At 40.1% G+C, this 19,668-nt stretch carries 20 protein-coding genes; 10 read left to right on the plus strand and 10 right to left on the minus strand.

The window, feature by feature from the left end; genetic code table 11:
- Positions 1 to 62 precede the first annotated feature (62 nt).
- The 6 genes from trpA to PTRA_RS07085 are packed head-to-tail and all read right to left on the minus strand — an operon-like array spanning position 63 to position 6,681.
- Positions 63 to 884: a tryptophan synthase subunit alpha gene (gene trpA / locus PTRA_RS07060; RefSeq protein ID WP_058373230.1), complete on the minus strand. Its 822-nt coding sequence runs from the start codon at positions 882 to 884 to the stop codon at positions 63 to 65.
- Positions 881 to 2,065, minus strand: coding sequence for a tryptophan synthase subunit beta (gene trpB, locus PTRA_RS07065; protein WP_058373231.1), 1,185 nt, complete (start codon positions 2,063 to 2,065; stop codon positions 881 to 883). The genes trpA and trpB overlap by 4 nt, the downstream gene beginning before the upstream one ends.
- A 7-nt stretch (positions 2,066 to 2,072) precedes the next feature.
- Complete coding sequence (gene trpCF / locus PTRA_RS07070) at positions 2,073 to 3,437, minus strand: bifunctional indole-3-glycerol-phosphate synthase TrpC/phosphoribosylanthranilate isomerase TrpF (RefSeq protein WP_058373232.1); 1,365 nt, start codon at positions 3,435 to 3,437, stop codon at positions 2,073 to 2,075.
- Entirely contained in the window at positions 3,430 to 4,452 is a 1,023-nt protein-coding gene (gene trpD / locus PTRA_RS07075; RefSeq protein WP_418055007.1) for an anthranilate phosphoribosyltransferase, read from the minus strand. The genes trpCF and trpD overlap by 8 nt, the downstream gene beginning before the upstream one ends.
- Before the next feature lie 56 nt (positions 4,453 to 4,508).
- Entirely contained in the window at positions 4,509 to 5,111 is a 603-nt protein-coding gene (locus PTRA_RS07080) for an aminodeoxychorismate/anthranilate synthase component II (protein ID WP_058373233.1), read from the minus strand.
- 1 nt (position 5,112) lies between these two features.
- Positions 5,113 to 6,681, minus strand: a complete 1,569-nt coding sequence (locus tag PTRA_RS07085) for an anthranilate synthase component 1 (RefSeq protein ID WP_058373234.1) — start codon at positions 6,679 to 6,681, stop codon at positions 5,113 to 5,115.
- A 487-nt stretch (positions 6,682 to 7,168) separates the two neighbouring features.
- Between PTRA_RS07085 and rnm the strand changes: the two genes are divergently transcribed.
- The 5 genes from rnm to PTRA_RS07110 all read left to right on the plus strand — a co-directional run bounded on the left by rnm (position 7,169) and on the right by PTRA_RS07110 (position 10,922).
- Entirely contained in the window at positions 7,169 to 8,023 is an 855-nt protein-coding gene (rnm, locus tag PTRA_RS07090) for an RNase RNM (RefSeq protein ID WP_058373235.1), read from the plus strand.
- Entirely contained in the window at positions 8,020 to 8,640 is a 621-nt protein-coding gene (locus tag PTRA_RS07095) for an L-threonylcarbamoyladenylate synthase (RefSeq protein WP_011327977.1), read from the plus strand. The genes rnm and PTRA_RS07095 overlap by 4 nt, the downstream gene beginning before the upstream one ends.
- A gap of 96 nt (positions 8,641 to 8,736) precedes the next feature.
- Positions 8,737 to 9,489 carry a segregation and condensation protein A gene (locus PTRA_RS07100; protein ID WP_237113492.1) on the plus strand — a complete coding sequence of 251 codons (753 nt, stop codon included), beginning with the start codon at positions 8,737 to 8,739 and terminating at the stop codon, positions 9,487 to 9,489.
- 233 nt (positions 9,490 to 9,722) lie between these two features.
- On the plus strand, positions 9,723 to 10,277 hold the full coding sequence (locus tag PTRA_RS07105; RefSeq protein WP_058374546.1) for a cytochrome b: 555 nt from the start codon (positions 9,723 to 9,725) through the stop codon (positions 10,275 to 10,277).
- Between the two features lie 66 nt (positions 10,278 to 10,343).
- Complete coding sequence (locus PTRA_RS07110) at positions 10,344 to 10,922, plus strand: YceI family protein (RefSeq protein ID WP_011327980.1); 579 nt, start codon at positions 10,344 to 10,346, stop codon at positions 10,920 to 10,922.
- Positions 10,923 to 10,957: 35 nt separating this feature from the next.
- Here the strand turns inward: PTRA_RS07110 and PTRA_RS07115 are convergent, their stop codons facing one another.
- Positions 10,958 to 11,809, minus strand: coding sequence for a transporter substrate-binding domain-containing protein (locus tag PTRA_RS07115; protein ID WP_058374547.1), 852 nt, complete (start codon positions 11,807 to 11,809; stop codon positions 10,958 to 10,960).
- Between the two features lie 138 nt (positions 11,810 to 11,947).
- Positions 11,948 to 12,115 carry a hypothetical protein gene (locus PTRA_RS19130; protein WP_007375427.1) on the minus strand — a complete coding sequence of 56 codons (168 nt, stop codon included), beginning with the start codon at positions 12,113 to 12,115 and terminating at the stop codon, positions 11,948 to 11,950.
- 344 nt (positions 12,116 to 12,459) lie between these two features.
- On the opposite strand from PTRA_RS19130, the gene PTRA_RS07120 reads away from it, so the two are divergent.
- Together PTRA_RS07120 and icd are read left to right on the plus strand one after the other, a co-directional pair.
- Positions 12,460 to 13,020 (plus strand): hypothetical protein, encoded by a 561-nt coding sequence (locus tag PTRA_RS07120; protein WP_058373236.1) that lies wholly within the window; start codon positions 12,460 to 12,462, stop codon positions 13,018 to 13,020.
- A gap of 223 nt (positions 13,021 to 13,243) precedes the next feature.
- Positions 13,244 to 14,494 carry an NADP-dependent isocitrate dehydrogenase gene (gene icd / locus PTRA_RS07125; RefSeq protein WP_058374548.1) on the plus strand — a complete coding sequence of 417 codons (1,251 nt, stop codon included), beginning with the start codon at positions 13,244 to 13,246 and terminating at the stop codon, positions 14,492 to 14,494.
- Positions 14,495 to 14,506: 12 nt separating this feature from the next.
- Here the strand turns inward: icd and PTRA_RS07130 are convergent, their stop codons facing one another.
- Positions 14,507 to 14,953 (minus strand): hypothetical protein, encoded by a 447-nt coding sequence (locus tag PTRA_RS07130; protein WP_058373237.1) that lies wholly within the window; start codon positions 14,951 to 14,953, stop codon positions 14,507 to 14,509.
- Positions 14,954 to 15,260: 307 nt separating this feature from the next.
- Between PTRA_RS07130 and PTRA_RS07135 the strand changes: the two genes are divergently transcribed.
- Positions 15,261 to 15,629: an MliC family protein gene (locus tag PTRA_RS07135; protein ID WP_058373238.1), complete on the plus strand. Its 369-nt coding sequence runs from the start codon at positions 15,261 to 15,263 to the stop codon at positions 15,627 to 15,629.
- Between the two features lie 112 nt (positions 15,630 to 15,741).
- Here PTRA_RS07135 and PTRA_RS07140 read toward each other — a convergent pair whose 3' ends face one another.
- Entirely contained in the window at positions 15,742 to 16,689 is a 948-nt protein-coding gene (locus tag PTRA_RS07140) for a LysR family transcriptional regulator (RefSeq protein ID WP_058373239.1), read from the minus strand.
- A gap of 102 nt (positions 16,690 to 16,791) precedes the next feature.
- Here PTRA_RS07140 and aceK point away from each other — a divergent pair, with 102 nt between their 5' ends.
- Together aceK and PTRA_RS07150 are read left to right on the plus strand one after the other, a co-directional pair.
- A complete protein-coding gene (gene aceK, locus PTRA_RS07145; protein ID WP_058373240.1) occupies positions 16,792 to 18,570 on the plus strand; it encodes a bifunctional isocitrate dehydrogenase kinase/phosphatase in 1,779 nt (592 codons plus the stop codon).
- 89 nt (positions 18,571 to 18,659) lie between these two features.
- Positions 18,660 to 19,622, plus strand: a complete 963-nt coding sequence (locus PTRA_RS07150; protein ID WP_058373241.1) for a zinc-binding dehydrogenase — start codon at positions 18,660 to 18,662, stop codon at positions 19,620 to 19,622.
- The last annotated feature ends 46 nt before the right edge of the window (positions 19,623 to 19,668 follow it).

Here is a 19,668-nt window from a genome sequence, read left to right on the forward strand (position 1 = left end):
TGTTTATAAAAACAAAAAAGGGCATTTTTAAAATGCCCTTTTTTAATTTCCGTTGGAGCTAATTAAAGCGCTGTAGCGGCTTTCATTTTAGTTACAAAGGCTTTTAATTGCGCTGTCATGGTAGGTAAGTCATCAAGGTTTGCTTCGATAATTTTAACCACTGCCGAGCCAGAAATAGCCCCCGCAGCACCGGCATTTAATGCAGCTTTTACATCATCAGGCGTTGAAATACCAAAACCTAATAGCGCAGGTGCGCTATGGTATTCTTTTAATTTAGTTACAATGTTGCCCGCTGGCATTTGCGCTTTTTCGTCAGTGCCGGTAACTCCCGCACGCGACAGTAAATAAGTGTAACCTCTGCCATACGATGCGCATGCGCGAAGCGTGTCGTCATCAGCATTAGGGGTGGCAATAAAGATAGGGTCTACACCGTTTGCCATGGCTGCCTTTCTAAATGTTTTTGACTCATGCAGTGGCACATCGGCCACTAAAATAGAGTCGACGCCGGCGGCTTTAGCATCTTTATAAAAGGTGTCGATACCGCGTTTAAATACTAAGTTTGAATACAGTAATAAACCAATTGGAATATCTGCATTGTACTGGCGTATTTGCTTAATAATATCAAAGCAGTCTTGGGTGTTAATGTGTACATTAAGGGCGCGAATATTCGCTTTTTGTATTACTGGTCCATCTGCAATTGGATCTGAAAACGGAATACCAAGTTCAAGGGCATCAGCGCCGCCATCAATTAAACTTTTAATAATAGCAATACTTTGCTCTTTACCGGGGTCGCCAATGGTTACAAAGGGTACAAATGCCCCATGTTTTTGCTCATTAAGGGTGGCAAACATTTTACCGTAGCGATCTGTATTTACTTGGCTCATATTTGACCTCCTTGCGACAATACATTGTGAACGTGGGCTAAGTCTTTATCGCCTCGGCCACTTAAATTAACCACTATAATGCTTTCATCAGTTAGCGTTTCTGCATATTTAAGTGCATAAGCTAGGGCATGGCTAGATTCGAGCGCCGGAATAATACCTTCATTTTTGGCAAGCGACTGAAAAGCGTCTAGTGCTTCGGTGTCGGTGATGGCTACATATTGTGCACGACCTGTTTCGTGTAAAAATGCATGTTGCGGCCCAACAGCCGGGTAATCAAGACCAGCAGATACAGAGTACGACTCTTCTATTTGGCCGTCGTCATTTTGCATAATATAGGTGTAAGTGCCGTGCAATATACCTTTAGTGCCTTTACAAATAGTGGCACCGTGCTCGTGTGTATCTAAACCTTTACCTGCAGGTTCAACACCAATGAGCTTTACACTTGGCTCGTTAATAAAATCACTAAACATACCAATGGCATTTGAGCCGCCGCCAACACAGGCAATAACGGCATCTGGTAGGCGGCCTTCAGCTTTAAGCACTTGTTGTTTTGCTTCTTCGCCAATAATTTTTTGGTATTCACGCACAATAGTAGGGAATGGGTGTGGGCCCGCTGCAGTACCAAGTAGGTAATGCGCATCTTGATAATTTGCTGACCAGTCACGCAGTGCTTCGTTTACAGCATCTTTTAATGTGCCAGATCCCGCTGTTACCGGAATAACTGTCGCGCCCATTAGCTCCATTCTAAATACGTTTGGTTGCTGACGTTCAACGTCTTTTGCGCCCATGTAAATACGGCATTTCAAACCCAGTAGAGCACAGGCAAGTGCTGTAGCAACACCATGTTGGCCTGCACCTGTTTCGGCAATAACCTCTGTTTTACCCATACGTTTAGTTAATAACGCTTGGCCAAGTACTTGGTTAGTTTTGTGCGCGCCACCGTGCAGTAAATCTTCACGCTTTAAATACAGTTTAACCTTTGGGTTTTTAATTAAATTACGCGTTAAAGTAAGTGGCGTAGGGCGACCCGCGTACTCGTTAAGTAATTTTGAAAGCTCAGCCTGAAACTGTGGATCTTTTTGTGCTTTATTAAATTCGTTTTCTAACTGCTTAAGCGCAGGGACAAGTAGCTCGGGTACAAACATACCGCCAAACTCGCCAAAATAAGCTGGATTTTTCATTTTAACCTCAATAATTTCTAATACTTGTAAATGCGTTTTGTAATTTGTTAGGGCACTTTTTACCCGGAGACTGTTCTACTCCAGAATTAAGGTCTAGCCCTAGGGCGCCTTGAAAAAGTGCCTCTTTAATGTTCTCAGGATTTAAGCCTCCAGCAAGCATAAAGGGGGTGGTGGCATCACGCAGCACCGACCAATCAAAGGTTTTACCTGTACCGCCAGCTTGGGTGTTGCTGTGGGTGTCGTACAAAATGCGATCAACACCGTTTACTGGAGTCGGCAGTGCATCTTTTATTGCTTGTGCTTTCCAAATTTCGCAGTCGGTAGGTAGTTGTGTACGCAAGGTGGTAATGTAATCGTCACTTTCTTGACCGTGTAATTGCACAGCCGCCAATTTTAATACACTTGCGTAGTGGGCTACTTGCTCTATAGGCGCATCTACAAATACCCCAACAAAGTTAAGCGGTGCACTTTGGCTAAGCTCTATGGCGCAGTCTAAGTCGACATAACGAGGCGATTTAGGATGAAAAATTAACCCGCCATATACGGCACCATTTTCATACGCTGCAAGTGCATCTTGGCTGCGTGTTAAGCCACATACTTTGTTATCGCCTAAAATAACTCTTTTGCAGGCTTGCTCTAAATCGCGTTCGCTCATAAGTGAGCTGCCAATTAAAAAGCCATCGCAAAGCGGTGCTAATCGTTTTACGTCTTGGTGGGTGTAAATACCCGACTCAGAAATAACGACTTTATTAGCCGGAATAAGTTTACGTAGTTTTTCGGTAGTGGCCAAATCTGTACTTAAATCGCGTAAATCGCGGTTGTTAATGCCAATTATTTTAGCATCAAGGGCAAGCGCACGGTGTACTTCTGCTTCATTACTTACCTCAGTTAGCACCGACATATTTAACGAGTCAGCAACGCTATGCAGTGCTTTATAGCTTTCATCATCAAGTACTGAGAGCATTAATAATATAGCGTCGCCGCCATAAATACGCGCCATATATACTTGATACTCGTCTATAAAAAAGTCTTTGCAAATAAGAGGCTGTTCTACTTGGCTACGTACAAACTCTAAGTAATCAAAGCTGCCTTGAAAATACTTGGTGTCGGTTAGCACGCTCATACAGCTGGCATACTTTTTATAAACCGAGGTTATTTCAGTTAAATTAAAAGGCTCTCTTATAAGCCCTTTAGACGGCGATGCTTTTTTACATTCTAAAATAAACTGAATGCCAGGGGCTGCAAGTGCTTTATAAAAGCTGCGAGTTGTAGGCACCGCAAGGTGCTTAAAGCTATCTAGTGGGCGAGCGGCTTTGCGCTCAATTAGTTCTAATTTTTTATCAGCAACAATTTTGTCTAATACATTAGCCATTACTTACCTCAATAATTGCATTTAGTGTGTTCATGGCTTGCCCTGAACTTAATAACGTGTGTACTTGTTGTGCGCCGTCTTTTAGCGATTGCGCTTTACCACTTAGGTATAACAGTGCGGCCACATTAACAATAATAGCGGCATTATGCGCTTCATTGCCCTTACCTTGTAAAATAGCAAGAGAGACATTAGCGTTGTATTGTGGGCCTTCACCGGTTAGTTGTTCAAGTGAATAGTTTGCAAGGTCAAAGTCACTTGGGTTAAGCGTATACTCGTTAATGTTGCCATTATTTAACTCAACCACAGTAGTTGGGCCGTGCAGAGCAATTTCGTCGGTGCCAGAGCCATGTACTATCATTGCGCGTTTGGTGCCTAGGGTTCTTAATGTTTGTGCCATAGGTAGGCATAAATTGGGGTCGTATACCCCGAGTAACTGTACTTCAGGCGCTGCTGGATTTACCAAAGGCCCTAAAATATTAAAAATAGTGCGTGTTTTAAGGGTAGTACGTACTCCCATTGCGTGGCGTACGCCTGGGTGATACTGAGGTGCAAACAAAAAAGTAAAGCCTGTTTGCTCTAAGCAATTTGCAGCTTGTGCTGGCGTCATTTCAATATTGATGCCCAATGCTTTGAGTAAATCGGCAGAGCCTGAGTTACTCGAGACACTGCGATTACCGTGTTTTACCATGTTAATACCTGCCGCTGCTGCAACGATAGCAGCGGTAGTGCTAATATTAATTGTATTAGAGCCATCGCCACCGGTACCGCAGCAATCAGCAAGTTGGTTACTGGTAGTATTAAAGGCGAGCGCATTTTCTCGCATAGACGCCGCAGCGCCAGCTATTTCATCGCTGATTTCGCCTTTTGATTTTAACGCTATAAGTAGCGCGCTGAGCTCAATATCACTCATATTACCTTGCATTATTTCATCAAACAGCGCTTTAGATTGCGTGTAGCTTAATGATTGGTTGCTTATCAGTTGCTCAATTGCAGTTTGAATGCTCGCATTGTGCATATTAGCACTGAGAACATTCATGTTTTGCTTGGCTTGTATACTCATAATGTTCTCCTTTATTGGCTAGCGGTTAAGTAGGCAATGCTTTGCTGTAATAGCTGCGCGCCGTTTGGGGTTAAAATAGACTCAGGATGAAACTGATACCCTAAAGCATTGTCATCATGATGATAAATAGCCATAGGAATATCTTGGTACTGGGCAATGACTGCAATATTATCGGGCACTTTAGTGGCCATTAAAGAGTGATAACGCGCTACGGGCATAGTGCTGCCCATACCGTTAAATACCGGGTGATCACCTAAATCAATAATTGACGACTTACCATGAACAGTTTCACCAGCATGGCCAATTACGCCGCCATAACTTTGGGTTAAAGCTTGCTGGCCTAAACAAATACCCAGCATAGGGAAATGACCTTTAGTAAGCGCTATTAAATCCATTAAGCAGCCTGCATTGCTTGGTGTGCCAGGGCCTGGCGAAAGCACTAATAGCACTTGGCCTTGCTCTTGGCACATTTTATTAAAAATAACTTCAGCGCTAATATTGTTTCTGTAAACAACAAGTTCACAGCCAAGCATAGTTAGCTCGTCAACTAAGTTATAGGTAAATGAGTCAAAGTTATCTAAAAAGTAAATTTTAATTGGGTGTTGCTGGCTCATGTTAACCCGCCTCGTAAGTAGATTTAATAGCGGTAATAACCGCTTGTGCTTTAGCACGGGTTTCGTTTGCTTCTGACTGCGGATCTGAGTCAAACACCACTCCGGCCCCGGCTTGCACGTAAGCAATATTATTTTTTACAAAGGCAGAGCGAATAACAATACAGCTATCCATAGCGCCATCGCCGGTTAAATAGCCTACAGCGCCGCCGTAGCTACCACGGCGCTTACCTTCGGTTTGGCGCACAAGTTCTGCAGCACGTACTTTTGGTGCACCAACTAAGGTTCCCATGTTCATACATGCTTGGTATGCGTGCAGTGCATCAAGCTCTGGCTTTAGCGTGCCGACCACGCGCGACACTAAATGCATTACTTGAGAGTAGCGGTCTACTTTTAATAGCTCTTTTGCATAGCGCGTACCGGCTACGCTAATACGGGCAACATCGTTGCGGGCTAAATCAACTAGCATTAAATGCTCAGCGCGCTCTTTTTGATCGTTTCTGAGTTCAAGCTCGATGCGGCTGTCTAAGTCTAGATTTATTTGACCATTAGCAAATTTGCCACGCGCTCGAGTACCTGCAATTGGATATACTTCGACCTGTTTTGATGCCACAGTATATTTAAGTGCTGACTCGGGGGATGCACCAAATAAAGCAAAGTCTTCATCGCGCATATAAAACATATACGGGCTGGGGTTTTGCTGTTTAAGTTTGCTATAAGCATGAAGTGGGTCGGGGCAAGGCAGCGAGAAGGTACGCGAAGGCACAACCTGAAATATATCGCCATCTACAATATTCTTTTTCAGCTTAATTACTTGCTCGCAGTAAGTTTCGTCGCTTATATCAACAGCAACATCGCATTCACCGCTTTGCATCTTGGCGCTAAATTGTGCAGCACTATCGCATAAGGCATTTAAGCGCTCTAGCTCTTTACCTACTTCAAAGCAGTTTGCATGTACGTCGGGGCCATTAAATACATTACCAATAAGTTCTGTGGTTTGTTTTTGATGATCGATAACAACTAAAGTTTCGGCTAAATAAAACACGTAATCGGGGCAGGTGTTTTCGCCGTCAGGCACATCACTTAACTGTTCAAAATTGGCTACCATGTCGTAGGCAAATACACCGCCTAAAAATACCGAAAAAGGATTGTTGGTGGTGCTTTTAATACTATTAATACAGGTGCGCAGTGCACTGAATGCATTATCGGCAACCAGCTTACTCGCTTCGTCAATATCATTGTTTGAGTTTAAGTACTCAAGCGTTAATCTTGTATCGTTTAGCGTGGCTTCACAGCTTTTTACATTAGCATGTAAGTAGCTTAGTAACTGTTGCCCATTATTTGATTGCGCTGTAATAGTTACAGTTTTACCCTGACATACAATACGCAGTGCACAATCAACTAAAATTAAACTTTTAACACTGTCTTTAGACTCAATTTCGGCCGACTCAAGCAGTAGCGAATTTGGCTTATCAAGTGCGCTATATAGTGCAAGCGGGCTACTAATATAGTCGCGTACTTGCGTAATGCTGGTTACTTCACCTGGTGTGGTAGTTATGTGACTAAAAATCAAACCTCATTCCCTCAAAAAAATAAAACCCCGCAATGCTGTGCAATGCGGGGTTTAAATAACGATATCTAAATTACAAACAGATCATTACCGTCCCGCTAAATTAAGCGCCACCAACGATGTGTAAGAGTAAGATTGTTATTCATGTTTTTTAGCCTCTAATGCTTTTATTTTTTCCAGTCGTTACTGGTTAAAAAGATACGTGTAAAAAATAATTATAAAATTTAGTGATAAAAAAACCCGCACAGTTGCGGGTTTTGAATATTTGTTAGACACGACAATTCATCACCCGGAAATTACGAGTGCCACCACCAAATAGTGTTTAGAGTAGAATTGTTCATTATTGTTAATGCTTATAGTGTCTTTAAGTGGCTACAGTAAAACGTATCATATGCTTTGATGTCAAGTGTTTATTTAAAAACAATTTAGTTAAAAAACTTGTTATACTAATTACCGATACTTTCCACACTTAATTTTAAGTAGTTTTCTTTTGATAAAATATGATTTACATAGCCATACAACACATTCCGATGGGCAGCTAAGCGTTGCAGAGCTATTGCATCGTGCTGTTGATAAAAATATAGATGTGTTTGCTATTACAGATCACGACACTGTGGCGGCCATAAAGCCTGCTCAGCATATTATTGATACCGAAAACCTACCATTATCGCTGATCACCGGAGTTGAAATATCAACTCGCTGGGAAAGCTTTGAAATTCATATTGTGGGATTAAATATTGATACCGAAAATTCAGACCTAACGGCTTTATTGCTAGAGCAACAGCAAAAACGCGAAACTCGCGCATTAGAAATAGGTACACGCCTAGCTAAAAATGGCTTTGATGATATTTACGAGCAAGCAAAAGAGCTTGCAAAAGATGCGCAAATTACTCGCGCGCATTTTGCTCGCGCTTTAATAGCACGCGGTGTTGCAAAAAACTTTCCCGGGGTATTTAAAAAATATTTAGGGCGCGGCAAAACCGGTTATGTACCAAGTAGTTGGTGCGATATGCAAACGGCTATTAAGGCGATTCATGCCGCTGGTGGAGTGGCGGTTTTAGCTCACCCTAGTAGTTATCAAATGTCTAATAAGTGGCTACGTAAATTATTGGTTGAGTTTAAATATGTTGGCGGAGACGCAATGGAAGTTGCTCAGCCTCAGCAAGCACCAAGTGATCGCCAATTTTTAGGCGAGTTGAGCCGTGAGTATGATTTGTTATGCTCGCAAGGGTCTGATTTTCATTTTCCGACAAGCTATTTAGAGCTTGGTAAAAATCTATACTTACCTAAGGATTGCCGCGGCGTTTGGCAAGCTTGGGAAAAGCAAGAAGGAGCAGCAACATGAGTCAACTATTTCATATTCATCCAGAGAATCCACAATCAAGATTAATTCAACAAGCTGCCGATATAATTAAGCAAGGCGGCGTTGTTGTTTACCCTACAGATTCGGGGTACGCCATAGGGTGTAATATTGGTAATAAACAAGCAAAAGAGCGTATTGAGCGTATTCGTGGCATAGAAAAGCACCATAATTTTACTTTAGTGTGTCGCGACTTATCTGAGCTTTCTACTTATGCACGCGTAGATAATCAGACCTTTAGATTAATAAAAAACAATACGCCAGGGCCTTATACTTTTATTTTTAAAGGCACGAAAGAAGTACCAAAACGTTTATTAAACGACAAGAAAAAAACCATAGGTATACGCGTTATAGCGCATCCTATTGCGTGTGCATTGCTAGAAGAACTTGGCGAGCCACTCATGTCGTGTTCACTTATTTTACCTGGTGAAGAATACACTGAGTCAGATCCAGATGAAATTATTGAGCGATTAGATAAACACGTAGATTTAATTATCCATGGTGGTTATTTAGCAGAGCAAGCAACCACAGTGGTTGATTTATCTGAAGATGAAGTGCAAATTTTGCGTGTTGGCTGTGGTGATACCAGTCCGTTTGAGTAAAAAGTAGTGAACGAAGAAAACACCAAACCAATAAGCACCCCCATTGAAAAGCCAGTGCAGCAAAAGCTGCCACTGGCTTTTTTACATGGTAAAGCCATGGTCGATAAACCTTCTGATTTATATATTCCGCCAGACGCGCTGGAAATTATTTTAGAAACGTTTGAAGGCCCGCTCGACTTACTGCTGTATTTAATAAAAAAACACAAGCTTGATGTACTCGAACTGTCTATTTTTAGTATTACAGAGCAATACATGAGTTATGTTGAAATGATGACTGAGTTTCAACTCGAACTTGCGGGCGAGTATTTAGTCATGGCAGCCTTATTGGCGCAAATAAAATCTCGTTTACTGTTGCCCGTACACAAAGAGCTAGAAGAAGAGGAAGATCCTCGCGCAGAGCTTATTAAACGTTTGCAAGAATACGAGCAATTTAAAAAAGCCGCCGAAAACTTAGATGAAATTCCGCGAGTAGGTCGTGATATTTTTGTCGCTCATGCTGCTATGCCAGTAGCTGAAAATACTACTGAGCAGTTTCCTGAAGTGCAGCTTAAAGATTTACTTTTTGCCCTGAGCGATATAATGGCACGCGCTAAAACTCTAGAGCATCATTTAATTAGCGCCGAAGTACTTTCTACCCGTGAACGTATGAGCCAAATATTGCAGCAGTTATCACACACTCAATCGGCTTTACCATTTAGTGCGCTTTTTACGGTTAATGAAGGGCGAAGCGGTGCTGTGGTGAGTTTTATTGCAATACTTGAGCTGGTAAAAGAAGGGTTAATTACCTGCCTACAAGTCACATCTGATAGCCTTATTTATGTGAGCCTCAGTAAAAATACTACTCAATAGTTATTAATAAGCACTCAAAAACAGTCTCTTTTAATAACGATTACAATTACCAGTAGTTATTAAAAACCTCCGCTTGCAAGTCCCATAATTCTCTATTTATTACCTGCTAGTTAATAAAATTGGCTGCATAAATATACTTCTGTGCGTATATGCACGTAAAGTGTTTGTAAATGTTATTTTCATTTATGCTCTTGCGCGATATTGTAGGCGTAATAATACAAAGGAATAAAGACATGTTTAAAAATTCGCCTGCATCTTATGGGCTCATTGCGATTATTTTACATTGGCTAATGGCATTAACTATCTTTGGTTTATTTGGCCTTGGCTTGTACATGGTAGAACTTACCTACTACGATAGTTGGTATAAAGGCTCATTAGACTTGCATAAAAGCATAGGTTTAACCTTAGCTGCGGTGTTTTTGTTTAGAATTTTATGGCGCACTTTTTCGACTCAACCTAAGCCACTGGGTACTAACAAAGCGATGAACCAAATAGCGCATACTGCCCATATTATTATGTACGTTATTTTGGCGGTTATTGTTGTAGCAGGCTATTTAATTTCTACCGCAGATGGGCGAGCTATCGAAGTATTTACGTTATTCAATGTACCGGCAATAAACTTTACATTTGACGGACAAGCCGATATTGCTGGGGAAGTGCATTATTACGCAGCCTGCACTTTAATTGGTTTTGCCGTACTGCATGCACTGGGTGCATTAAAACACCATTTTATAGATAAAGATAAAACCTTAATTCGAATGATTAAACCTATTAACGCTAAAAATTAATAGCCAACCTGTACTCAGGTTAGCTATTAATGTTAACGGGTATTTACCAATAAAAGGATGATTACAATGAAAAAATTACTATTAAGTACCGCGGTATCTGGCGCTATGCTGCTATCGGCAAGTGCTGTAAACGCTGCTGACTATGTGATTGATACACAAGGTGCACACGCGTTTGTAAACTTTAAAATAAAGCATTTAGGCTATAGTTGGTTACACGGTCGCTTTAATACCTTTGACGGTACATTTAGTTACGATGCAAAAACACCAAACGCATCACAGATCACGGTAAACATTGATACCACGAGTTTAGATTCTAACCATGCAGAGCGTGATAAGCACCTACGAGGTAAAGATTTTTTAAATGTTAGTAAATACCCAACGGCAACGTTTAAAAGTACCAGCGTAAAGTTTGATGACGACGACTCTGGTGAAGTGACGGGTGAGTTTACTTTGCATGGCGTTACTAAAACCATTACCTTTGAAATAGATAAAGTAGGCGAAGGTAAAGATCCATGGGGTGGTCATCGTGTCGGTTTTGAAGGCGAAACTAGCCTTAAGTTAGCCGATTATGGCATTGACTACAATTTAGGCCCTGCATCAACTCATGTTGATATTGGTTTATCTATTGAAGGTATTCGTCAGTAATATCTAAAGTAAACACTGTCGATAAAAACGTCACATTATGTGGCGTTTTTTGTTTCTGCTATGCGTGTTTTAAGCTTTATTTTTAAATGCTGAGGTAACCAGCGCATTAATATTTGGGTATAAGCTTGGGTTTTTTTAATTATTTTTAGTTGTTCATTTAACAAAGCAATGTGTTTGGCACCTTGCTGGTTTTTAGTGCAACCTATATAGCCATAACTTAACTCAGGCGACTCTAGAAGCGGTCGCTGTGTTAGGTTTTTATCAAAATTCATAGATTTAGCTAAATAGTAGTGCTCGCTTGGATAACCTAGTAACAAATCAATGCGTTTTAAATTAAGCATATAAGTAAGGCTTGCTAAGCTATCTCGGGTGGGTCTAATAATTAAGTTTATATCGGGTGTGGTATTAATAAGTGTGTCTATTTCGTTGCCGTAAGAGCGGCTCATAGAAATACCTAAAGTTAACTTATCAGCCGTAATTAAAGAGGCTAACGACACCGCTTTACCTGCAGGTAGTTTAAGTGCTTTACTGAGCTTAATATGCATAGCGACTGATGGAGAAAGGCCTGTGGTGGAGCTTTCATTAGTAAAGTAAATGCGCTCTTCTCTAAAGCTATTTTTATACAGTGACAAAGCACAGGTATTGGCTGAGGTATTGGAGAGTTCTTGAATAACTCTGCCCGAAGGAATGAGTATTCTATTAAAAGTAATATGGGGAAGTTGCTTTTCGAGTAAAGAAATAATGCTTTCGTCGCGACCTTGGCGTTTGTTTTCCCCATTTAAAATGTAGTAGGGGGCAAAGTCATGCGTTAACCAGTTAATGGTATTAGCATTGCTTGGCGAGCTGAATAAGCTAAGTATAAAAACGACTAAAAATGCGCGGAGCATTACAAACATTACCCACTATTATTTTATTAACCTTAAGTGTAGCTAATAAAGTGATAAAAAGTAAAATGCCAGCAACAAGGCTGGCATTTAATTTTGATTATTGCGCTAAATAAGTAGGCAAATTATAATCTGTGTAGGTTAACTAGCTTTTAGCCATTTAACAAATTGACGCGCATCGCTTGCTTTTTGAAACAATGCATTTTTTAAACCTTGTGTATCACTAAAAATTACACGATGTTTGTTTACTGAAATTGACTGCACTGGATGTGCAATTTGGATCATAGACCCATTATATTTATAAGACATAATAAAACTCACTTTATTCTTGTTATTTATTCTGCGCTATTTTTTATAGCTATATGCAGTTAATAAATTAACGATGTTGTGTTTAGCTTCATTACAGTGTTGACGATCTTTATGACACTTTTGCGATGATAATAAAATCATCTCGGTATTATTTAAGGGGTTCTCGCCGTACAATAACTTAGCTTTTGAATATACGTTTTGCGGGGCTTACTGGATCAGGGTAAATGGTTAACCGCGGTGGTTTATTTAAACCAGAGAGGGAAGGTAACCCAGTTGCATTTCATATGCAAGCCTTTTGTTTTATTATTTATGACAGCCACTATCAATAACTTAAAAGGGAAATCATGCAATACCTAGTTATCAGCGATATTTATGGTAAAACACCTTGTTTACAACAATTAGCTAAGCACTTTAATGCCGAAAACCAAATAGTTGATCCCTATAATGGAGTTAATCAAGCCCTTGAAAATGAAGATGAATACTATAAGTTATTTATTAAACACTGTGGCCATGATGAATATGCAGCCAAGCTTGAAGAATATTTTAATAAATTAAGCAAACCCACTATTTGTATTGCATTTAGTGCCGGCGCTAGCGCTGCATGGCGGGCACAAGCGCGCACTACAACGGCGCACCTTAAAAAAGTAATTGCTTTTTACCCTACGCAAATACGTAATTATTTAAATATAGATGCCATTTCTCCATGTGAATTTATTTTTCCTGGGATTGAACCGCACTTTAATGTAGATGAATTAATAACTAATTTATCGACCAAAAATAATGTGTGCTGTTTAAAAACACTTTATTTGCATGGTTTTATGAATCAGCAGTCACAAAATTTTAGTAAATATGGTTACCAATATTTTTATAAAGTTATAAAAACAGCGAATAGCGAAGCGTATTAAAATGCTTGGCTGCAAATAATAAGTGCCTGCAAAAACACTAAGATTACTTTTCCAGTTTTAATTATTATAAGCTGCGCCAATTCACAAACTCATTTATTAACAGCTATAAAATGGTAAGTTCTGACTATTCATTACTGTAATAGTCGCTATAAAAAGCAACTGCAGACACGCTTAATTTAACATGCTTTAATCGAGGGTAATGTACTTTTGATGGATGTTAGCTTTGCAGTATCAACATATTAATGTGCCCGAGCAGGGGCAAAGCATAAAAATAGCAAAAAATGGCCAATGGCAAATTCCGTTGCAACCTATTATTGCTTACATTGATGGTGATGGCGTAGGCCAAGATGTGATGCCGGTAATGCGAAAAGTGGTTGATAGCGCGATAGCGCATTGTTATCAAGCAAAGCGAAAAATTCATTGGATGCAAGTGTACAATGGTGAGCAAGCAGCCAAACTATATGATGGTGATTGGTTTCCACAAGAAACCATAAATGCAGTGAGAGAATGTAAAATAGCGATTAAGGGGCCATTAACGACTCCTTTGGGTGGCGGTTTTCGCTCGCTTAACGTAGCACTTAGACAAGAAATGGATTTATTTGTCAATATGCGCACTATAAAGGGCTTTAGTGCATTGCCATCGCCGTTAAAAAACCCTTATTTAACTAATATCACCGTGTTGCGCGATAGCAGTGAGGATGTTTACTCGGGTATAGAGTGGCAAGCTGGTAGTGTTGAAAGCGAAAAAGTACTCGATTTTTTATGCGAAGAAATGGGGGTTACGCGTTTAAGGTTTACTCAAGAGTGCGGAATTGGCATTAAAAATATTTCTAAAGAAGGCTCAGAGCGCCTAGTACGTTACGCAATTAATTATGCGCTAAAAAATAACAGCGAATCGCTGACGTTAGTACACAAAGGTAATGTGCTTAAATTTACCGATGGTGCATTTAAACGCTGGGGCTTTGCACTCGCTAAGTGTGAATTCCAAGCCATTGACGATGAAAACGGCCGTTGGTTACATATTCCACGACAAGGGCAGCCGCCACTTATAATTAAAGAAGTTATAGCCGATAACATGTTACAGCAGTGTTTAATGCACCCAGAGCAATTTGATGTAGTTGCAACCACCAATCAAAATGGGGACTTTTTAGCCGATATGCTTAGTGCACAAGTAGGTGGGGTAGGCATAATGCCGGCGGCTAATTTAAATAATGAGGTAGCATTTTTTGAGCCCACGCACGGTACATTTGCGCGTATTGCTGGGCAAAATAAAGCGAATCCGAGCAGCAGTATTTTAAGTGCGGTATTAATGCTTAAGTTTATGCAGTGGCATGAGGCGGCTAACTTAATAGAAAATGCCCTAGAGCGCACGTTAGCGACGGGAGAGGTTACGTTTGATTTGCTATCTGAGCCTCATAACTCGATGCCCTTAAGTTGTACAGACTTTGCACTTAGGGTCATCGAGCATTTTTAAACAACACCATTATTAGGCTGCAGATACGTTAACAAGGTTTACGCGATGCGTACATGCACGGTTAGTTAACTGCGCAGCACGATGATAAATAGCATGTGCATCTTGGTCGGTATTAAAAGTGCCGCTAAGCGTATCCATTAACGCAACTACAATAATGGCTGGCACTTGGCAGCAATGCTCATCAAGAACGGCCTCTGTTGTTTGCGAGTCTACATTGCAATAAGGATGATTATTATGCTGATAAGCATTAAGCAGTGTTTGCACGTCTAAAACATCATCCGCATTATGTTTAGTTTTACGACAAGTACAGCCAAATTCATCTACTAAAGTGGCAAGTACCTGGTAAATATCATCGCTTGGCATCGCCGCTTGTGGTGATAACTGCTGCTCAATAAATTGATGAAAATGGCTATTAATAAACAATCCGTCTTGTTGGGTGAAGCTTGATGTAGTTTGCATAATTATTACTCTTAGTTAGTTGGCTTAACTTCACTCTAGCGCTAACTCTAGTATTAATAAAATTGTTGTTTTCAATAACTGATATTGATTATATCAATACTGTTAAATTGCTACGAATTTTAGTGTGTTTAGCAAGGCTACATTAAGCCTAATTAGCTTACAGTAGCCATAGTTGCTAATTTTAAAAACTAGATACACAGGCTTAACCATATTGGTATAAGTATCTATTATTAGTAAGTTAACAGGTAACAATAACCTTGTAACTCAGGCAATGGTTTAATCACTAACTAACAATAAAGAGACTGCTATGAAAATTTTTTCTCCTGCTATTATTATCACCACATTAATGCTTTCGGCTTGTGGTAATGAGCTACAAGACAACAGCAATACCGACGTGAAAAACACTGCACAAACAGCAGTAATAGTGCATAACTATCAGTGTGAAAGTGGTAATACAATAGCGGTAACTTACTCCTCTACAGACACTGCAACAGTTGACTATTTAGGTACAGAATACGAGATGAAGATTGCTGTGTCGGCCAGTGGCGCACGCTATATGAATGACAAGTATGAGTTTTGGACCAAAGCATCAGGTAATGGCTCTGAAGGCACGCTGTTTAGCCATATGCAAGATGGTAGCACGGGTGATGCAATTGAAACGTGTACAGCGCTATAAGCCTTATTAATATGCATTAAAGCCTAAACTGAGGCGAATTAAACGAGTAATTTTCTACACTTACAGTGCAAGTTACTCGTTGTAAATTTTATATACCTTTGCACTAGTATTACTACCTGTCGGCAATTGTTTTTGCAAATTCCAGTAATTCTCTGCGTAACCACTGATGCGCTGATGCATGATGCAACAAAGGGCTCCAGATCATTTTTACCTCAATAGGTACAATTTGAAAAGGCACAGGGCTGATGACCAAGTTAGTATGTGTAGTTAACAGCTTAGCTTGGCGACGTGGTAGTGTAGCAATCAACTTATCTGACTGGCACAGTAAACTGGCAATCATGTAATGGCGTGTAAAAACGCGTATTTTTCGAGTTTGTTCTAATTGCCACAGTGCTTCGTCTACCCAGCCTAACTTTTGCTTACCAGATTTATTAGTAACTGCGGGCTCTGGCCCCCAACCTGCACGGTTTACCCAAATATGTTCGCTTTTTAAGTAATCTTCTAAGCTCGATTGCTGTAAAAATTGATTGTTGGGATGTGTTAAACAGCAATAGTTATCGCGCCAAACCGTAGCCTGGTGAAACGAACGTGGTAGACCATTAAAGCGGTTAATTGCTAAATCTATGGTGCCTTTTTCCATATCTTGCAGATTTACATCACTTGGGCTGAGTATATCAAAATTTATTCCCGGGTTTTTACCCAGCTGTTCGGTTATAAAAGGGGCTATTAACGTCGACTCTAAATAATCGTTTGCCATAATTCTAAACGTTACTTTGGCACTTGTAGGATCAAATAGCTCAGTGGGCTGAGTGATTTCTTCAGCCATTTTAAGCAATAACTCTATTTCGGGCTTTAGTACCAGCGCTTTTGCTGTGGGCGCCATAGAGCCTGAAGCCCGCACCAAAAGCGGGTCGTCAAATAAGTCGCGCAGCCGCTTTAACGCATTACTCATAGCAGGTTGAGTGAGTGCGAGTTTATTAGCCGCTTTAGAAACACTTTTTTCGTCTATTAGTACGTTTAGGTACACAAGCAAGTTGAGATCGACATTTCTTATATTCATTTAATCAATCTTATTTATTTACTGTATTAATTATCTAAATTAAAGCCTGCTTGCTAAGGTGTAAACAACTAAAAAATAATAGCCGTAATAAGCCTAGTAAATATGCCAGATATAATAACGAATAAACTGCAAAATAGTACAGTGCAAGATGTGATTGCGACTAAGTTAGCGCGCGCCGTATTTGCTGGGTTTGAAGCTATGTTTGCCACCTTTTTAAATATAACCTTGGGCGCACAAAGCCGCTTTGAACAGCGACAATATCACGAGGTACAAAGTGCTATGCGCGAGCGTTTACAAGTGTATGAGCGCCAAGTTAAAAGTGTAAGTGAAGCGGTAAAGGTTATTGCCTACGCGGAGTTAAGCTGTCCACAGACCTGGCAATTAGCTAAAAATATTTATGGCGATATGGTAAAAAACCATGAAAACGAGCCAATAGCGCATACTTTTTTTAATTCTACCTTTGGTGCCATTTGGGACGATAAAAAAATACGTACTGTGCATTTATTTGTATTAAAAGCTAAATATCGTACCCAACCACGACCATACGACAGCTTAGTTAAACGTATTTCATTACAGCATGGCTTTAATAGCGCAATAAAAACGCTGATCACTAATCAGGTATTTAGAGTGCCATTTAGTAACTTAAACCAAGATGTTGCCACCTTACAAGCTACTTTAACGCAAGGTGCTAAGCAGCAATGCCGACAAGTCTATGAGTTAATAAATTTAAACGACGGCTATATAGAATACGCATATTCACATTTTTATAGAAACAAAGCCTGTTACTTAATAGGCCGATGCATTGCTAAAAATGGCGGTAATATGCCCTTTGCTATTGCCATTTTAAATACCCCTAACGGGCTTAAAATTGATGCGGTAATGATGGGCGCCGATCAGCTAAGTTTACTATTTGGTTTTGCGCGCACGTATTTTATGGTCGATACCGACCAACCTGCGCGTTATGTAGATTACTTAAGTGTACTTATGCCGCATAAACAGCGCTTTGAGCTATTTAATGCGATTGGCTTTATAAAACATGCCAAAACAGAGTTTTATCGTTATAAAGTAGATACCACTAAAAATAGCTCCGCGAGTTTTAAATATGTAGCTGCGCCAGGTACGCCGGGCATGGTAATGCTAGTGTTTACTATTGCTGGCTCCGACCATGTTTATAAAGTGATTAAAGATAAATTTAGCGCGCCAAAAACCGCCACTAAAGCGCAAGTAAAAGAAAAATACAACTTTGTAAAACAAGCCGATAGAGTAGGGCGACTGGTGGATACGCATGAGTTTAGGTATTTAGCATTTGATTTAAGCCGCTTTAGCGAGCAGTTACTGCAACAAATGAAAGAGAACATTGGGTCTAGTTTAATTATTTCGGGCAAGGCGCTTATTTTAAAACATGTTTATGTTGAGCGAAAAATGACGCCGCTTAATTTATACATAAATGATTGCGACAGCAAAGCACTTGCACAAGTGATGCTAGATTACGGTAGAGCAATTAAAGACTTAGCAGGTGCTAATATTTTCCCTGGCGATATGCTAATGAAAAACTTTGGTGTTACGCGCTGGGGGCGGGTGGTGTTTTATGATTATGACGAAATTTGCCCACTTACCGATTGCAACTTTAGAGAAGTGCCGCAAACGCAAAATGCGCTAGAAGAGCTAAGCTCAGACTCGTATTTTGACATAGAGCCAAATGATATTTTTCCGAGTCAATTTAAAGTGTTTTTTAGTGCTAATGAATTGGCATTTAATGCTTTTAATAGTCATCACAGTGATTTATTTAACGCCCAGTTTTGGCAAACGTGCCAACAACAGGTACAACAAGGCTATTTACCCGACGTGTATCCATATAAACAAAGTTGGCGCTTTAAATAAGGTGTGTTGATCCCCATATATAAATTACATTAATTTAGTTATGCAACGTTTAGTATTAGCGTTTAGTTATATAAAGCTTAGGAGTGGCAATGAAATACATTTCTCATGAAGATGGCATACTTGCATTTAATGAAACCAATAAACCGGTTTTAAAGAGCCATGAAGTACTGGTAAAAGTAGCCGCCATTGGTGTAAATCGCGCCGATTGTATGCAACGCCAAGGTAAGTATCCGGCGCCAAAAGACGACAGCCAAATATTAGGATTAGAGTGTGCAGGCACCGTTTGCGATATTGGTGGTAAAGTTGACAAAATTTGGCTAAATAAACGCGTTTTTGCTTTATGTGCTGGTGGTGCTTACAGTGAATATGTTGCGGTTGATGCCAAACAGCTAATGGAATTACCTGATGATGTATCTATGAGAGAGGGCGCTGCAATAAGTGAAGTATATTTAACAGCATTTAGTGCTTTGTTTGAATTAGGTAAATTACAAGCTGGGCAAACGGCGTTAATTCATGCAGGTGCAAGTGGTGTGGGTGGTGCTGCAATCCAAATGGCTAAAAGTGCAGGAGCAACCGTGGTTATAACCGCAGGTTCAGATGAAAAATGTGCACATGCCAAAGCACTGGGTGCCGATCATGCAATAAACTATAAAACCACTGATTTTGTAGAATATATGAAGGCTAATAACCTAACGGCTAACACAATTGTAGATCCTGTTTCGGGTAGTTATTTAAACAAAAATGCGGCTGTTGCGGCTATGGATTGCCAAATTGTAATGCTGGCATTTTTAGATGGTCGCTTTGCTGAAGTTGATTTTGCCCGTTTACTGCAAAAACGTATCTCGTTTCATGCATCAACACTTAGAAACCGTAGTATAGAGTTTAAACGCGCATTAAGAGATGATTTTGTAGCGCGTTTTTATAGCGATATTGCAAGTAAAAGCTACGATTTTAATTTATATAAAGTGCTACCTTGGAGCCAAGCAAGTGAGGCTCATGCTATTTTAGAGCGTAATGAAAACGCCGGTAAAGTAGTGCTAAGTGTAGAATAAGCAAGTACGTGTAATGTATAGGCATTGTTTATGTCTTTGGTAGTCA

This window comes from Pseudoalteromonas translucida KMM 520 (assembly GCF_001465295.1).
Taxonomy (GTDB): Bacteria; Pseudomonadota; Gammaproteobacteria; order Enterobacterales; family Alteromonadaceae; genus Pseudoalteromonas; species Pseudoalteromonas translucida.

Coding starts and splice junctions, on each gene's coding strand:
- PTRA_RS07095 (WP_011327977.1), top strand. CDS start 8,020: ATGAGTCAACTATTTCATATTCATCCAGAGAATCCACAATCAAGATTA.
- PTRA_RS07105 (WP_058374546.1), top strand. CDS start 9,723: ATGTTTAAAAATTCGCCTGCATCTTATGGGCTCATTGCGATTATTTTA.
- PTRA_RS07130 (WP_058373237.1), bottom strand. CDS start 14,953: ATGCAAACTACATCAAGCTTCACCCAACAAGACGGATTGTTTATTAAT.
- PTRA_RS07120 (WP_058373236.1), top strand. CDS start 12,460: ATGCAATACCTAGTTATCAGCGATATTTATGGTAAAACACCTTGTTTA.
- PTRA_RS07135 (WP_058373238.1), top strand. CDS start 15,261: ATGAAAATTTTTTCTCCTGCTATTATTATCACCACATTAATGCTTTCG.
- PTRA_RS07150 (WP_058373241.1), top strand. CDS start 18,660: ATGAAATACATTTCTCATGAAGATGGCATACTTGCATTTAATGAAACC.
- trpCF (WP_058373232.1), bottom strand. CDS start 3,437: ATGGCTAATGTATTAGACAAAATTGTTGCTGATAAAAAATTAGAACTA.
- PTRA_RS07080 (WP_058373233.1), bottom strand. CDS start 5,111: ATGAGCCAGCAACACCCAATTAAAATTTACTTTTTAGATAACTTTGAC.
- PTRA_RS07140 (WP_058373239.1), bottom strand. CDS start 16,689: ATGAATATAAGAAATGTCGATCTCAACTTGCTTGTGTACCTAAACGTA.
- PTRA_RS19130 (WP_007375427.1), bottom strand. CDS start 12,115: ATGTCTTATAAATATAATGGGTCTATGATCCAAATTGCACATCCAGTG.
- PTRA_RS07115 (WP_058374547.1), bottom strand. CDS start 11,809: ATGCTCCGCGCATTTTTAGTCGTTTTTATACTTAGCTTATTCAGCTCG.
- PTRA_RS07110 (WP_011327980.1), top strand. CDS start 10,344: ATGAAAAAATTACTATTAAGTACCGCGGTATCTGGCGCTATGCTGCTA.
- aceK (WP_058373240.1), top strand. CDS start 16,792: ATGCCAGATATAATAACGAATAAACTGCAAAATAGTACAGTGCAAGAT.
- trpA (WP_058373230.1), bottom strand. CDS start 884: ATGAGCCAAGTAAATACAGATCGCTACGGTAAAATGTTTGCCACCCTT.
- trpD (WP_418055007.1), bottom strand. CDS start 4,452: ATGCACAATGCGAGCATTCAAACTGCAATTGAGCAACTGATAAGCAAC.
- trpB (WP_058373231.1), bottom strand. CDS start 2,065: ATGAAAAATCCAGCTTATTTTGGCGAGTTTGGCGGTATGTTTGTACCC.
- PTRA_RS07100 (WP_237113492.1), top strand. CDS start 8,737: ATGGTCGATAAACCTTCTGATTTATATATTCCGCCAGACGCGCTGGAA.